Here is a 14,233-nt window from a genome sequence, read left to right on the forward strand (position 1 = left end):
CGTAAAGGGCACTCGCTTCGTCATAAAGGTTTCCTTTCAACTCATGAAAACCTCTCCACTTTTGCGAAGCAAGTCCAGCTTCACGGTTCAATTTCTCATGATCGTCGGAACGTCGACGCAATCGACGTTGCTCACCAAGCTTCCTGATAGAGGCCAAGCGCATCTGCCTCGGTCACCTCCGCGGGATTGTTGATGAGAAGCCGCTGCTGCAACATAGCGCTCTGTGCCAGCATTGGCAGATCCCCTTCGGGCACGTTCACATCGCGCAATCGCAGGGGCGCACCAGAGCGAGTCATCAAGTCTTTCATGTATGTAACGAAGCTTACAGAACGTGCCTCTACACTCTCATCATCACCCGCACGGCCAATTACAACATTGGCAAGTTCTGCGTAAAGCGGGGCAGCAGCGGTCATATTGAAACGTAAGACCGGCCCCAGCATCAGCGCATTGGTCAACCCGTGCGGCAGGTGGTAGTGCCCACCCAGAGGATAAGCCAGCGCGTGCACAGCCCCGACTGGGCTGTTAGCGAAGGCATAGCCCGCCAGCGTGGCGCCCAACAACATGCCTTCCCGCGCGGCACGGTCCATTCCGTTGCGACATGCAGGCAAAAGGTTCCTTGAGAGTAACTGCAGTGCGGACCTGGCAAAGATATCAGAAATAAGATTTTTCCTGTGTCGGCCAGTAAAAGCCTCAATCGCATGGACCATGGCATCAATACCCGTCGCGGCGGTCTGGCTTTGTGGTAGGCCTGTCGTCAGCTCGGCGTCAAGCAGCACTCGATCTGCATAAAGCTGCTGCGAGACAACGCCCATCTTGGTTGTCTGGCCGGTAGTCAAAATGGTAATGTTCGTGACCTCAGACCCTGTGCCCGCCGTCGTCGGCACTTGTACCAATGGTACACGTCCGCCTCTAACCTTGCCTATACCATAGATCTCCGAAAGCGTCTGATCTGAGATCAGCATAACGGCGACCAGCTTGGCAACATCCATTGACGAGCCGCCACCGAGGCCTAGCACAATATCGGCACCCATGCGCTTGCCAGTTTCCACGCAGGATATGAGGACGGCCTCGGGTGGGTCGGCAACGACCTTATCAAACACAGTAATCCTAAACCCAGTTGCAGACAAGGAAGCTATGGCGTCCTCCAATAGCCCCGCTTCATGCAAAAACCTATCGGTTACGATCAGTAGATTGCGCTGTATAAACCAGCGAGCCAGATGTTCACCCAGGCGACGGGCTCCGCCCCATTCGATCAGCAAAGAGCCTGGTGTGTCGAACGAGAACGAATTGATAACTTCTGTCATTTCTTCGGCCTTCCATCATAAGTTGCCGCGCAACCGTGCTGCCTGAAGCGGATATATGCCAAGCGTTTCACACGGCGCTGCAAACGTATTTGAGCTCAAGATATTCATCTATGCCGTACTTTGATCCCTCGCGACCAAGTCCCGATTGTTTGATACCGCCAAAGGGCACCACCTCATTGGATATCAGGCCGGTATTATGCCCCACCATGCCGTATTCCAGCCCTTCGGAAACGCGTATCGTTCGGCTAAAATCGCGCGTATAGAAATAGGCAGCCAGACCGAAGATGGTGTCGTTTGCCATAGCGATTACTTCTTCCTCGCTGTCAAATGTGAAGAGCGGTGCCATCGGACCAAAAGTCTCTTCCTGCGCTACCAGCATTTCGGAGGTGACACCTGTCAGAACGGCGGGCTCGAGATAAAGCCCCCCCAGCCGCTTCCCCCCCTGAATGAGCGTTGCGCCTTTCTTGACCGCGTCAGAAATGTGGGCTTCGACCTTCTCTAACGCCTTCTCCTCGATCATCGGGCCAATCTGAGTACCCTGCGCCGTTCCGTCGCCCACTTTCAACGTGGCAACCCGGGCCGCAAGCTTCTGTGCGAAAGCGTCATAGACACCTCTTTGCACATAGATGCGGTTGGCACAGACGCAGGTCTGACCAGCATTGCGAAACTTCGACAGCATGGCGCCTTCAACCGCAGCGTCGAGGTCAGCATCGTCAAAGACGATGAAAGGCGCGTTGCCACCCAACTCAAGCGATAGTTTCTTAATCGTCTGGGCAGATTGCGCCATCAACACGCGACCGACTTCGGTCGATCCAGTAAAGGATAGTTTTCGTACTACCTCACTGTCGGTCAAAACCCTGCCTATCTCCGAGGACGAGCCGGTGACGATCTGCAACACTCCCGCCGGTATGCCGGCGCGAACAGCAAGCTCTCCAAGGGCCAGCGCGGTGAGTGGGGTCAGGTCGGCGGGACGCACAATCATTGAGCACCCAGCCGCCAACGCCGGCGCAGCCTTGCGCGTGATCATTGCCGCAGGGAAGTTCCACGACGTAATTGCCGCAGTTATACCGATCGGCTGGCGCAAAACGGTGATGCGCTGTCCGGCCTGCGGAGCGGGGACCGTATCACCATATATCCGCTTAGCTTCTTCGGCGAACCATTCGATGAAGGCGGCCGCATAAGCGATTTCACCTTTGGCTTCCGCCAGGGGCTTACCCTGCTCCAATGTCATGATGAGACCAAGATCGTCAGCGTTCGCCAACAACAACTCGAACCAGCGTCTCAGATTCGCCGTACGCTCCTTTGCTGTCAGCGCAGCCCAACGTTTCTGAGCAGTAGCAGCCGCAGCAATTACCGCAGGAATTTCTGCCGCCGACAGGCGCGGTACTCGCCCGACGACAGAACCATCTGCCGGATTCCGCACTTCGATCGTTTCACCAGAAAACGATTGCACCCACGCTCCGTTAACAAGGCAAGTTGCTTTGAGCAAAGTTGGGTCTGTAAGCTTGATCACTATTAATTCTCCTTCAAATTTTCAGAAATGCTGGCCCGTTAGGCCGCTAGGAAACCGCGATCTACGGGAAGAACACTTCCAATGATAAAATCAGCGAGCGACGAGGACAGGAATACGACTGGCCCGACCACCTCATACGTCTCGCCCAAGCGGCCCATCAGAACGCGCGAAGTAAACCAACTCGCGCCGCCGGGTCGATCGATCATTGTTTGCGCCATTTCGCTTTTGATTAGCCCCGGTGCGATAGCATTAACCCGAATTCCGTGCGGAGCGAGTTCGCGGGCCATCCCCTGCGTCAGCGATTTAACTGCACCTTTCGATATGATATAACCGGCAGTGGAATCTCCGGCAACGAAACCTGCAACCGAGCAAAGATTGATCACGCAGCCCTTTGCCGCCTTTAGTGCTGGCACAAAAACATGCGAAACATTGAATGTGCCATCAAGATTCACGCTCAGAATCCTGTCCCAAAGCGTGATCGTCTCTTCACTGTCGAAGGATGCGCGACCTGCGATAACGGCATTGTTCACCAGAATGTCCAGTCCCCCATACCGTTGAAGCACTCGCAGGCGAAAGTATTGACAGCGGGACGGTCGGTCACGTCGAGCTTTGCAGCCTCGGCCTCACCAAAGGCACTTTAGATGACGTTCATCTGCTCGTCGGCAACTTGTCATCAAAATCAGTTATGATCAGCCTTGCACTCTGCTCTGCCAGCCCATGAGCAATCGCCGCACCCAAACCACGGCCCGCACCAGTGAGCGCCACTTTTCCTTTTAGAAGTGCCATCAAGCACGATCCTTTCACGACATATAAATTCCGCCATTTGCCTGGATCGTCTCACTCGTAATAAATCAGGCGGCGTCTGAGCAGAGAAATGCAATAACTCAGGCAATCTCGGATGGCTTCCCGACGACCCAACCGCCGCCGTTGATAAAGAAGACCACTGGCACAACATCTCCCACCGTGGAACGGTATTCACGTGTAGAAATCGTTTCCCCGGTTACAGACACCGTATGATCTCTCGCCACCGGTAAGTACCACGGGGGGGCGCCGAGAATAACCGTACGATAATGTTTGGAATGTTCAGACATAGTAGTTTCATCCAAGTCAAAGGAGACTGGAGGGCAGCTCAGCATCCCCCCGTGAATTACTTGAAGCGTGTTAGTCCGTGCGGCTGATATCCTGCGGCGTGACCAGACGCGTCTCGCCAGCGTCAAGCATGACGAGGGCAGATGTGTATTTTAATCGTCAAGGACTTCGACGATTAATACTAGCCAGTTCAACAAGGAGGCAGCCATCGTATGCCGCGTGGGCGTAGTGTCCGCCGAACGGCAGCATTATGCGTAGCCTGGAATCTGACCGCCATGCACTGGAATAATGGCGCCATTCACAAAGGACGCTGCAGGATCGGCAAGCCACGCCACGGCCTCGGCAACATCCTCGGGCGTACCCATTCGACCAATGGGAATCTCCCCAACTATGGTATTGACCACACTCTCGGGGCTCAACGACTTTGCTACCGCGATCTTGGCCTGCTCAGCCCTGCCCATGTCAGTATCAATATAGCCTGGAGCAACGGCATTGACGCGAATTCCCATTGGTGCCAACTCTTGTGCGAGCAGTCTGGTTAGTCCAACGACCGCATGCTTGCTGACGACATAACTGCCATATTCTGCGAGCGCAGCGACACCGAGGGTGGAGGCCATGTTGACTATAGTGCCCGACCTCCGCTCCTTCATGGAAGCGAGAACTGCGCGCGTCATGTTTACGGCCCCGAGGACGTTGACACGAAGGGATATCTCCCACTCAGCGTCGGTAATTTTTTCGAAAGCGGCAGTCCCTACGGCACTGCCCGCGTTGTTGACGAGAATGTCGATCGGGCCGAGGTCAGTAGTAACTTTCATCACTCCCTCGCGTACACTGTCGTGATCAGCTATGTCGATGGCGACAGCAACGCTCTTTCGTCCCATACTGCGAATAAGGTCGGCTGTCTCCTCCAGCTCAGCAAAGCTTTCACCGAGCCCGATTCCTTCGACTTCGAACTGCGGCATTCTCCGGGCGATATCCGCGACTGCGACATCGGCACCACATTCCGCCAACCGTAGAGCGATCGCACGGCCTATACCCCGTGCACGTCCAGCGCCTGTAACAAGCGCAATTTTGCCGATCAGCGGCCTCCAGCCGTCGTGTGACATCATCTTCCCTCCTATCCAACGTACAGCACTATTTCATGGTCAATTGACCAAGTCAATGACCATTTACTCGTACATTGGCTCTGTTGCAAAAAATGCAGCTGTCACGAAAAGCCCCTTGTTCTCTGCTGTCAAGCGGTCTGGCCTTGTAGTGGACTTGCCGCATATGGTGGAGTATCTCAAGCGTGGACTGAGGGCTTTGGTGAAGCATTACGGTCTTGTGTAAAAGAACGTATCATGACTCATTCAGGAACTTGACGGGAACATGAATTAATGTCATTCTTTATAACATCGGGGTAATCCGATTTGAGAGGCAGCTTAAAGGCTGCCTGTCCGTCGACGAATGATTTGAGGCTTTTTGGGCTTTTGAAGATTGGATTTTCCGGCTCGGTTTATGGGTTGATTTAAGCAGCTTTAGCCTGGTGGTTCAAGCGGCGTTTTTTGATGGTATCTCGTTTAATCCTTTCGCGTTCGAGTAGGATGGTCTGTCCGCGTCCGAAGTAAACGTCGGCGGGCGTGAGGTTGTCGAGGCTCTCGTGATATCGACGATGGTTGTAATGCTCGACGAAGGCTGCGATCTGAGCTTCGAGGTCCTCCTTGAAGAAGTAATTTTCGAGCAGGATGCGGTTCTTGAGCGTCTGGTGCCAGCGTTCGATCTTGCCCTGCGTTTGCGGTTCTCCTTACGCAGCCGTTCATTCTCTTTTGCTAAATCAATGTCGGCAGCAGGAGGCATATTCTCGGGGCGAGAACGCTGTATCCATTTTGATAACGTGGAAAGGCCGACACCCAAATCGGTTGCTACCTGGCGGCGAGTAAGACCACTCGTTAGCGCAATCCGAACGGCTTCGCGTCTGAAATCGTCTGTGTGTGAAACTGCCATAATTCTTCTCCTTAATGACAAATAGTCTATTTAAGGAGGCGGAATCAAACCGTGACAAGTCCAGACACCTGATCCAGGACTTCTCCGCAATCATCTACGCTTGCGCCGCAGACATAAACTCTCGATGAATCTCAACAGACCCTAGAGCGGAAACGTAACTTTTCAGAACTGAATAATTGGTCTATTGACTTGGTCTTTCGACCAAAATAAGGTGCTCTTGGCTCGCATGCTGGAGGCCAGTCTGGAGGGGCTCTGTCAGCGAGTAATCCGTGGGAGGAACACATGTCAAAATCCAGCGATGACTCGTCGCTTGCAAAAACTGAATTTCAAGGAGGCCAAGACGCATTTTATCGCGGTATAGGAACCGTCGATATTGTCTTCATGGTTGTGGCAGCGGTGGCTCCACTCGGCGCAGCAGCCATAGTCGTCCCAACAGTATTCGCTCAAAGCGGTAGCATCGCGTCGCCACTATATTTCATTGCCGCCGCCGCTATCTTGTGCTTGTTCTCTGTCGGTTTCACTCTTATGAGCCGATACATCCAGAATGCCGGAGCCTTTTACACATATATCCAGGCGGGACTGGGAAAAATGATGGGATCTGGCGCGGCGTCTCTCGCGCTCGTGTCATACTTGATCCTGATGATTGGACTTTATGCCTACATTGGGGTCGCGTCTGCAGCCGCCGCGAGTACGTATCTCAGCCTGATAATCCCTTGGTGGATCTGGTCCTTCGCATTTATTGGCATTGTCGCTTTCCTCGGCTACCGCGATATTGAGCTGAGCGCAAAGGTACTCGGCGTTGTGCTGGTGTTAGAAGTACTCGCCATTTTTATAGTGAATTTCGCCATCATCTTTCATGGGGGCGCGGAAGGTCTTTCGACAGCGCCGCTCAACGTAGAAAAAACGATGTCAGGAGCGCCGGGGCTAGGACTATTGTTTGCATTCTACGCATTTCTGGGCTTCGAGACGATCGCAGTTTTTCGAAGTGAAGCCAGAGATCCAGATCGAGCGATCCCAAGGGCGACGTATGCAGCAGTGATTTTCATGGGTGGCCTTTACGCATTTTCTGCATGGTCGCAAGCTGTCGGTATCGGGGTAAGCAAGTTTCTTGAAATCGCGTCCGCTGATCCCGCCGTAGTCCTGCCAAATCTTGCTTCGCAGTATGTCGGGACTACGATGAAGGACCTCATCGAGGTTCTGCTCGTAACAAGTTTCTTTGCCTGCGTTCTCTCATTTCATAATGTTGTGGCGCGCTACCAATTCACGCTGGCACGCGGCGGACTGCTTCCGCGCGCGCTTGGTACAGTCCACGAATCGCATCGATCACCGTCGCTGTCTTCCCTGACAGTGACGGTGATCTCCTTCACTATTCTTGGGGCGCTAACGGTCGCCCGCTTAGACCCCGTTACAGATATTTATACCTGGTTCTCTGGGTCCGCGACCCTCGGACTGGTCGTGCTTATGACACTCACCAGTCTCTCAGTCGTTGTGTTTCACCAGCGCGAAAAGATGAAAGATTCAATCTGGAGTGCGACTGTTGCCCCCATTCTGTCGCTGATTGGCCTTTGTACCGTGCTTTACCTGATGGTTCAGAACTTAGAGATGCTTGTCGGTGGCAGGATTGCAGCTACCTGTGTCCTCATCGCTACCGGCCTTGCTTTTGCACTCGGTGTAAGTTGGGCCGCCATGGTTAAACGCCGCAAGCCCAGGGATTACGCTCAGATGCTTGAATGATGTCGCACCTACCATCCGCGCAGAGAGAGAGCAGAGTGCTAAAGCCATGCGGGTGGTAGTTTTTGATTAGAGCGCCGTACGACCTCTGGGCGCTCAAAGGAAGCTCTAACCTATTGTTTCTACGCATTGTGCTTTCCAAAAATCGCTGCCGATTTCTGGGCCGATGCTGTAAAAAGGCTACGTCAGGAGATTATATGGGAAAGTTCGATAATAAAATCTGCGTTGTGACCGGCGCGGCCTCCGGTATCGGATGGGCGACTGCCCAACATTTCGCTAGAGAGGGTGGTCGTGTTGTCTTGGTCGACCGCGCCAACCCTGGCGACCGAGTAAGCGAAGTGGCAGGAACATTCGTGCAAGCGGACGTCAGCGATGAGGACAGTGTCGAGGCTTTGTTCAAGCAAGTTTTCGAATTGTTTGGGCGAGTTGATATTCTGGTGAACAACGCCGGGATTATCGCGGAAGCCGAAATTGACCTTGTAAAGCAGAGCGATTTCCGACGTCACATTGACGTTAACACGTTCGGTGTGCTTCTCTGCACAAGGTACGGTGCACGTCTTATGCCTCCTGATTCCAGCATTGTGAACACCGCTTCGATGGCAGGGCGCCTCGGCTTTGCGAGCTATGGTGCTTACGCTGCCTCAAAGGCGGCCGTAATTTCCCTGACACAGGTTTCAGCCATAGAGTATGGGCCGCGAAAAATACGTGTAAACTGTATATGTCCAGCGTCCGTTGAAACGCCAATGCTTCAGGCGCAGAAAAGCGGCAACATTGAGCGTGAGATTAGTAAACTCGCATCTCCCCTGGGAATTGTGATTTCACCTGATGAAGTGGCTGAAGTGATAGCGTTCCTCGCGTCGTCGGCATCGTCAGCTTTAACTGGTCAGGCAATAAATGTGGATGCTGGTATGTCTGCCGGATACTCAAGCCAGCTTCTTTCCAGTCTGGCGGAGAGTCGCGCATTGTCGTTATAACGCCGTTGCGGGAATCGCGAATGCCGTTCCATCAGTTATGCTCGTGGGAGCAGCGAATCGGACTATCGTTCGCACCTACGGTCTGGCAAAAGATGTTCTTGTTGTGAGTTATTGAAAGCCATCCACCAATTGGGCTCTTCATTAAAAGCGCGAGTAACACCCAAGCTGGGCTTAGAGCGCCGTGCGCCCATGTGGGCGCACAAAGGGCGCTCTAAACTATTGATTCTAAACATTATGTTTCCAAAAAATTGATGCCGATTTCTGGGCCGATGCTTTGCATTGGCCGCTACATTTGCATGTCGAAAGAACTGCCAGTCATTGACACCTGTCGTTACGGCAGTTTACAGAGCGGGGCAACTGACACAGTCGGTCGCCTTGGTTCTATTTATGAGTTTCTCAACTTCTATAGGTTCAGGGGGCTGTAACCGAAGAGAGAAATCATGGCGCGCGTATCCGCCGAGCAGCGGCGCAAAGATCTCACACTAGCCGCCTTTCGGGTTATGACCCGAGTAGGTGTTTCCTCAGCTACGACGCGTCTAATTGCAGAGGAGGCAGGCGTTCCCCAAGGCGTATTCCACTACGCATTTCGATCGAAGGATGAGCTCTTTCGGCAGCTGATTTATGTCGTGGTAGAGGGAATGGTAGGCGATGCTCTCGATGCCATGGTTGAAGGCGTGTCATTTCAGGAATCCCTGCAGCGTTCTTTGCGGCAAATGTGGAATAACGCAATAACGCATCCGGACTGTCAGCTCGTACTGTACGAACTGACAGCCGCCGCCTTGCGCGAGCCCGGCGGTGAAACGCTCGCGAGATGGCAGTATGATCAGTATTTCGCATTCACTAAGAAACTATTGCTTTCCCTGGCTGAGCACACCGGAGTTCGCTGGCTCGCGCCCGTCGACGTATTGAGCCGCATGGTCAGTTCAATGATGGATGGGTTGGTCCTCGCGTGGATTACCGATCGAAATACTGAGGATTCTGTGGCAGCGCTGGATATTTTTTCTTCCCAGCTCGCGAAATTTGCCATTATCAAAGATGGCGACTTATAATTCGGTCGATTGACTTAGTCGATAGACATAGGTAGATTGCAATTCGTTAAGGCCTTGGATGGCGCGAAGATTTGGCTAGAGCCCGTCGAGGAGTTCGGAACTGGTCAATCGTTGGACGGATTGTGAGAACGCTTAGATCTAGCATCTAATAGTCGCTATCGAAGATGACCTGCAGATGTTTCTTCGCGGAGCGGCGCTGTCGCGACTTTTGCTTTAAGTCCGTCGTCGATATGCAGTGTGTGCGCGTTGTGCGCTAGGCCCAGCATCTTCCGCTGTTCGCTTCCGGGCCTTCGGAGGAGATAAGTTGCTATGACGGATTGTTTTGCTGTCAGTGATCGCAGTTCCCTTATCATCGGTTTTGTAATCAATCCCTTCGCCGGGATGGGGGGGAGCGTTGGGTTGAAAGGTACGGACGGGGCTGCCATCGTTGAGGAGGCGCGCCGACGTGGAGCGCGTCCACTCGCCAACGAGCGAGCAATCTCAGCAATGGCCGTCCTTGCCGGCGTAACTTCGACGATTAGGATACTTACTGCTGGAGGAGCGATGGGAGAAGACGTCGTCCGAGAGGCTGGCTTCGACGCCGTGGTCGTCTATCGCCCGCAAGATGCGGAGACGAGTTCACACGACACTTATTGGGCTGCCACTGAAATGCTTGCGCGCGGTGTCAAGCTCATCATGTTTGTAGGCGGTGATGGCACTGCGCGTGATGTCTTCCGTGCGGTTGGAAATCAGGTGCCAACCCTTGGCGTGCCGGCCGGGGTTAAGATGCACTCGGCTGTATTTGGGTCAAATCCGAAAAGCGCAGGTCAACTGGCGGCATTGTTTCTTTCTAACGATCCCTTAGTCAAGGTCCGCGAAGCCGAAGTGATGGATCTCGATGAAGAGGCAATTCGCCATGATCGGGTCTCAGCCGAACTCTTTGGATATGCGCAAAGTCCGTATCAGCAGCGCCTTACACAGAACGCAAAGGCGGGTTCGAGGCCGGGAGAGAATGATACTCTTAACGCGACGGCTAGACGCGTGATCCAGCAAATGCGCCCAGGCTGTCTCTACATCTTAGGGCCAGGGACGACAACCCGGCGCGTCGCAGATGCCCTAGGCCTTCCTTCTACCCTGCTTGGTGTGGATGCCATTCTCAATGGCAGGATCGTTGGCTCTGATCTGGATGAAAGGTCGCTTCTCCACCTCATGGAGGATCGAGACGTTTACATCATCGTTGGTGTGCTTGGCGGACAAGGAAGCCTGTTCGGGCGCGGCAACCAACAGATCAGCGCAGATGTCCTTCGCAAGGTAGGACGCGAACGTATCATTGTGATCTCCACATTAGACAAGCTGATTGCCCTCGATCCGCCGATGCTGCGGGTCGATACGGGGGACGCAGAAGTTGACGCAATGTTCACCTGTCACATGAAAATTGAGACCGGTCCGGAACGCAGCACGATTATGAAGGTCGGGCCGTGAGAACTCCCCAAACTAACTATAACCGAAGAGGACTGTCATGCGAGAACCCGCTGCACACCCGTATATGGCCAATTCAGTGCCAGCTATTCAACGGGAGATGCTCGACGCGATCGGTGTCGACAATGTTGAGATGCTTTTTCGCCAAATTCCGCCCGATCATCGACTGAAGCGGCCACTGGAACTTCCTCCTGCCCTCAGCGAACACGAGCTGAAAAGACATTTGCTTGATGTGCTGAAAAAGAATGAAACGTGCGAGCAAAACCTCAGCTTCCTAGGCGCAGGCATATGGCGGCACCATGTGCCTGCTGCATGTGATGAAATCGTTCGACGCAATGAATGGCTGACTTCGATCAACGGTGCGCCAAGTTCAGATCATGGGCGGTTTCAAGCTTGGTTTGAGTTCTGCAGTCAGTTAGGCGAGCTTCTCAACCTTGATCTGGTTGGCCTCCCTGTTCGCAGTTGGGGCAGCGCTGCAGGACATGCCATGCGAATGGCGGTGAGGCTAACGGGTCGGAGCGAAGTGGCAATCGTGCGAGTAATCGATCCGGAGCGTCTGTCAGTAATACGCAACTATTGTGAGCCGGTTGAGATGGCGAGCCATATCAATATTCGGTTCGTTGATTACGATCCTGCGACCGGGCTAATTGATCTAAATGATCTGCGAGCAGCGGTTGGGCCTCAGACCGCCGCGGTCTATTTCGAGGTTCCATCCTATCTCGGCGTCATAGAACACCAAGCAGCCGAGGTTGCAGCGATCGCAAAAGCTGCCGGCGCAGAGACCATCGTCGGCGTTGATCCGATCTCGCTTGGCGTTCTATCATCGCCGGCCGATTACGGCGCAGATATCGTGGTGGGAACGATTCAGACGTTGGGCATTCATATGCACACCGGGGGAGGTCTTGGTGGTTTTATCGCTTCAAGAGATGAGGACCGATATGCCCGCCAGTATCCCGCACTTTTCATTAGCATCGCAGAAACGAGCCAGCCCGGTGAATATGGATTCGGCTTAGGTCTGTTTCACCAGTCGTCTTATGGAATGCGCGACAAGGCCAATGATTGGGTGGGGCACTCGGTCTACATGTGGGCAATCGCTGCGGCTGCTTACATGGCCATGATGGGACCTGAAGGGTTTCGAGAAGTTGGAGAGCAAATCATCCGCCGTGCTCACTACGCAGCTCAGCTCTTGTCGACGGTAGAGGGGGTCCGAGTAACATTTCCCACCGGCTTTTTCAAAGAGTTCGTAGTTAATTTCGACGAAACCGGACGGACCGTGGCTGATATCAACAGAGGACTTCGGGATCATGCCATCTTTGGCGGCAAAGACCTGTCGCAGGACTTTCCTGAACTGGGCGCCAGCGCTCTCTACTGCGTCACTGAGATCCATAGTCAGTCCGATATTGAGTGCTTGGCTGGCGCACTGAAGGAGGTAATTGCACGATGACTTCTGAATTGAAAACCTATCATGCTCCCGTCTGGAATGAGCCGGTTATAATGGAGATGGGCTATCCCGGGCGACGGGGGGTATTGTTTTCGCAAATCGAAACAGAAATTTGTGACAAGACGGAGGAGGCTGTTGAGCTCATCCCAGCTGCGTTGCGTCGACGGGACAAGGCAGCCTTGCCTGAGCTTTCGGAGCCGGAAGTCCTATATCACTACCTACGGTTATCTCAGCAAACGCTGGGGATGATGGGAACCAGCCTCTTTGGAACTTGCACGATGAAGTACAACGCCCAAATCAACGAGGCGATTGCGTGGCGACCGGAGATTACGCAGGTACATCCTTATCAACCCGAAGATACTCTTCAAGGCACATTGGAAGTCATTCACCGCATGGATTTGATCATGCGAGAGCTCTCGGGAATGGATCAGTTTGTATTTCATGCGGGGGGCGGCGCCGATGCAGCGTACCTTAACTGTTGTGTCGCCCGTGCCTATCACGCATCTCGTGGTGAGTTGCAACAACGCGATGAGATAATCACGACGATCCAAACACATCCCTCGAGTGCGGCGACTGCAGCGACCGCCGGGTTCAAGGTTATTACCCTGATGCTCGACGAGAACGGATATCCCTCTTTGGATGCTCTCAAAGCCGCAGTATCTGAGCGAACCGCAGCGCTGATGGTCAACAACCCAGACGACATGGGTGTCTACAATCCGGAGATTAAGGAGTGGGTGCGTATTGTGCATGACGCGGGCGGCCTGTGCTTTTACGACCACGCCAATTTCAACGGAGTGATGTCGAAAATCAGGGCACGTGAGTTGGGCTTTGATGCCTGCATGTTTATGCTTCACAAAACGTTTGGCGCGCCGAAAAGTGGGGTCGGAGGCCCGGCCTCAGGCGCTTACGGCTGTTCCGAGAAGTTAGCACCTTTCCTTCCTTCACCAACAGTTGGATTTGATGGGCAAAAGTACTTTCTGGACGACAGCCGTGCGCAAAGCGTGGATAAGGTTCGCGAGTTTTGGGGCAACGTGCAAGTAATCCTTAAGGGTTATGCTTGGGTGAGAGCAATGGGGGCTGAGGGCATTGCACAAGCCGCCAATATTTCTGTGCTCGCTAACAATTACATGGAGCGTGGTCTACTCGCTATTCGTGGGGTGACACGTTCCCATCCTGAGGTGAATACCCCACGACTTGAGATGACGCGCTACAGTTTGCAGAACTTGAAGGAAGAGACCGGGGTTGATGTGCAGGATGTACAAAATCGGATGACTGATTTTGGTATCGATGCAATGTTTAGCAGCCATGAGCCTTGGCTGGTGCCAGAACCGTTCACGCCGGAAGCCGGCGAAATGTATGGAAAGGAAGCATTGGATCGTTGGATAGCCGTACTTTCTCATATCTCAGAGGAAGCACACACTAATCCGCAGCTTGTCAAGACGGCACCACACAATCAAGCAATTCACCGTCTTAAAAGTGGTGTCACTGACGATCCTGCTACGCGCGCTATGACTTGGCGGGCTCATCAAAAGAAGAAGAGTGCATTGAGCGCTCACAAGTAGTTCTGCAACGTTGATGCTATATCACGAGCCGCCGCTAGTTACTTAGCGGGGCTCTGGACTTGTCACGGTTTGATTCCGCCTCCTTAAATAGACTATTTGTCATTAAGGAGAAGAATTATGGCAGTTTCA

At 53.4% G+C, this 14,233-nt stretch carries 11 protein-coding genes and 2 pseudogenes; 6 read left to right on the plus strand and 7 right to left on the minus strand.

From position 1 onward, the window contains the following. Positions 1-131: 131 nt before the first annotated feature. The 7 genes and pseudogenes from HBA93_RS17030 to HBA93_RS24265 all read right to left on the minus strand — a co-directional run. A complete protein-coding gene (locus HBA93_RS17030; protein WP_221724072.1) occupies positions 132-1,304 on the minus strand; it encodes an iron-containing alcohol dehydrogenase in 1,173 nt (390 codons plus the stop codon). A gap of 67 nt (positions 1,305-1,371) precedes the next feature. Then, positions 1,372-2,817 (minus strand): NAD-dependent succinate-semialdehyde dehydrogenase, encoded by a 1,446-nt coding sequence (locus HBA93_RS17035; RefSeq protein ID WP_221724073.1) that lies wholly within the window; start codon positions 2,815-2,817, stop codon positions 1,372-1,374. 38 nt (positions 2,818-2,855) lie between these two features. Next, positions 2,856-3,347, minus strand: a complete 492-nt coding sequence (locus HBA93_RS17040; RefSeq protein ID WP_353619388.1) for an SDR family NAD(P)-dependent oxidoreductase — start codon at positions 3,345-3,347, stop codon at positions 2,856-2,858. A gap of 118 nt (positions 3,348-3,465) precedes the next feature. After that, entirely contained in the window at positions 3,466-3,603 is a 138-nt protein-coding gene (locus HBA93_RS17045) for a hypothetical protein (RefSeq protein ID WP_221724075.1), read from the minus strand. A gap of 551 nt (positions 3,604-4,154) precedes the next feature. Continuing rightward, complete coding sequence (locus tag HBA93_RS17050; protein WP_221724076.1) at positions 4,155-5,015, minus strand: SDR family NAD(P)-dependent oxidoreductase; 861 nt, start codon at positions 5,013-5,015, stop codon at positions 4,155-4,157. Positions 5,016-5,413: 398 nt separating this feature from the next. Next, positions 5,414-5,683: pseudogene (locus HBA93_RS17055) on the minus strand (integrase core domain-containing protein); the annotation flags it as partial. Continuing rightward, a pseudogene (locus HBA93_RS24265) lies at positions 5,680-5,889 on the minus strand (transposase); the annotation flags it as partial. The pseudogenes HBA93_RS17055 and HBA93_RS24265, both read right to left, overlap by 4 nt. Positions 5,890-6,171: 282 nt before the next feature. Here HBA93_RS24265 and HBA93_RS17060 point away from each other — a divergent pair. The 6 genes from HBA93_RS17060 to gcvPB all read left to right on the plus strand — a co-directional run bounded on the left by HBA93_RS17060 (position 6,172) and on the right by gcvPB (position 14,104). After that, positions 6,172-7,623 carry an APC family permease gene (locus HBA93_RS17060; protein ID WP_221724077.1) on the plus strand — a complete coding sequence of 484 codons (1,452 nt, stop codon included), beginning with the start codon at positions 6,172-6,174 and terminating at the stop codon, positions 7,621-7,623. 194 nt (positions 7,624-7,817) lie between these two features. Then, on the plus strand, positions 7,818-8,594 hold the full coding sequence (locus HBA93_RS17065) for an SDR family NAD(P)-dependent oxidoreductase (protein WP_221724078.1): 777 nt from the start codon (positions 7,818-7,820) through the stop codon (positions 8,592-8,594). A gap of 440 nt (positions 8,595-9,034) precedes the next feature. Next, positions 9,035-9,643: a TetR/AcrR family transcriptional regulator gene (locus HBA93_RS17070; protein ID WP_221724079.1), complete on the plus strand. Its 609-nt coding sequence runs from the start codon at positions 9,035-9,037 to the stop codon at positions 9,641-9,643. Between the two features lie 309 nt (positions 9,644-9,952). Beyond that, on the plus strand, positions 9,953-11,104 hold the full coding sequence (locus HBA93_RS17075; protein WP_221724080.1) for an ATP-NAD kinase family protein: 1,152 nt from the start codon (positions 9,953-9,955) through the stop codon (positions 11,102-11,104). 37 nt (positions 11,105-11,141) lie between these two features. Continuing rightward, entirely contained in the window at positions 11,142-12,545 is a 1,404-nt protein-coding gene (gene gcvPA, locus HBA93_RS17080; protein WP_221724081.1) for an aminomethyl-transferring glycine dehydrogenase subunit GcvPA, read from the plus strand. Beyond that, entirely contained in the window at positions 12,542-14,104 is a 1,563-nt protein-coding gene (gene gcvPB / locus HBA93_RS17085; RefSeq protein WP_221724082.1) for an aminomethyl-transferring glycine dehydrogenase subunit GcvPB, read from the plus strand. The genes gcvPA and gcvPB overlap by 4 nt, the downstream gene beginning before the upstream one ends. The last annotated feature ends 129 nt before the right edge of the window (positions 14,105-14,233 follow it).

Source organism: Ochrobactrum sp. SFR4, from assembly GCF_019730395.1.
Lineage (GTDB): Bacteria > Pseudomonadota > Alphaproteobacteria > Rhizobiales > Rhizobiaceae > Pseudochrobactrum.

Bases quoted from the DNA above. Each gene is read 5' to 3' on its own strand.
- gcvPB (WP_221724082.1), top strand. From the start codon at position 12,542: ATGACTTCTGAATTGAAAACCTATCATGCTCCCGTCTGGAATGAGCCG.
- gcvPA (WP_221724081.1), top strand. From the start codon at position 11,142: ATGCGAGAACCCGCTGCACACCCGTATATGGCCAATTCAGTGCCAGCT.
- HBA93_RS17070 (WP_221724079.1), top strand. From the start codon at position 9,035: ATGGCGCGCGTATCCGCCGAGCAGCGGCGCAAAGATCTCACACTAGCC.
- HBA93_RS17030 (WP_221724072.1), bottom strand. From the start codon at position 1,304: ATGACAGAAGTTATCAATTCGTTCTCGTTCGACACACCAGGCTCTTTG.
- HBA93_RS17045 (WP_221724075.1), bottom strand. From the start codon at position 3,603: ATGGCACTTCTAAAAGGAAAAGTGGCGCTCACTGGTGCGGGCCGTGGT.
- HBA93_RS17065 (WP_221724078.1), top strand. From the start codon at position 7,818: ATGGGAAAGTTCGATAATAAAATCTGCGTTGTGACCGGCGCGGCCTCC.
- HBA93_RS17060 (WP_221724077.1), top strand. From the start codon at position 6,172: ATGTCAAAATCCAGCGATGACTCGTCGCTTGCAAAAACTGAATTTCAA.
- HBA93_RS17050 (WP_221724076.1), bottom strand. From the start codon at position 5,015: ATGATGTCACACGACGGCTGGAGGCCGCTGATCGGCAAAATTGCGCTT.
- HBA93_RS17075 (WP_221724080.1), top strand. From the start codon at position 9,953: ATGACGGATTGTTTTGCTGTCAGTGATCGCAGTTCCCTTATCATCGGT.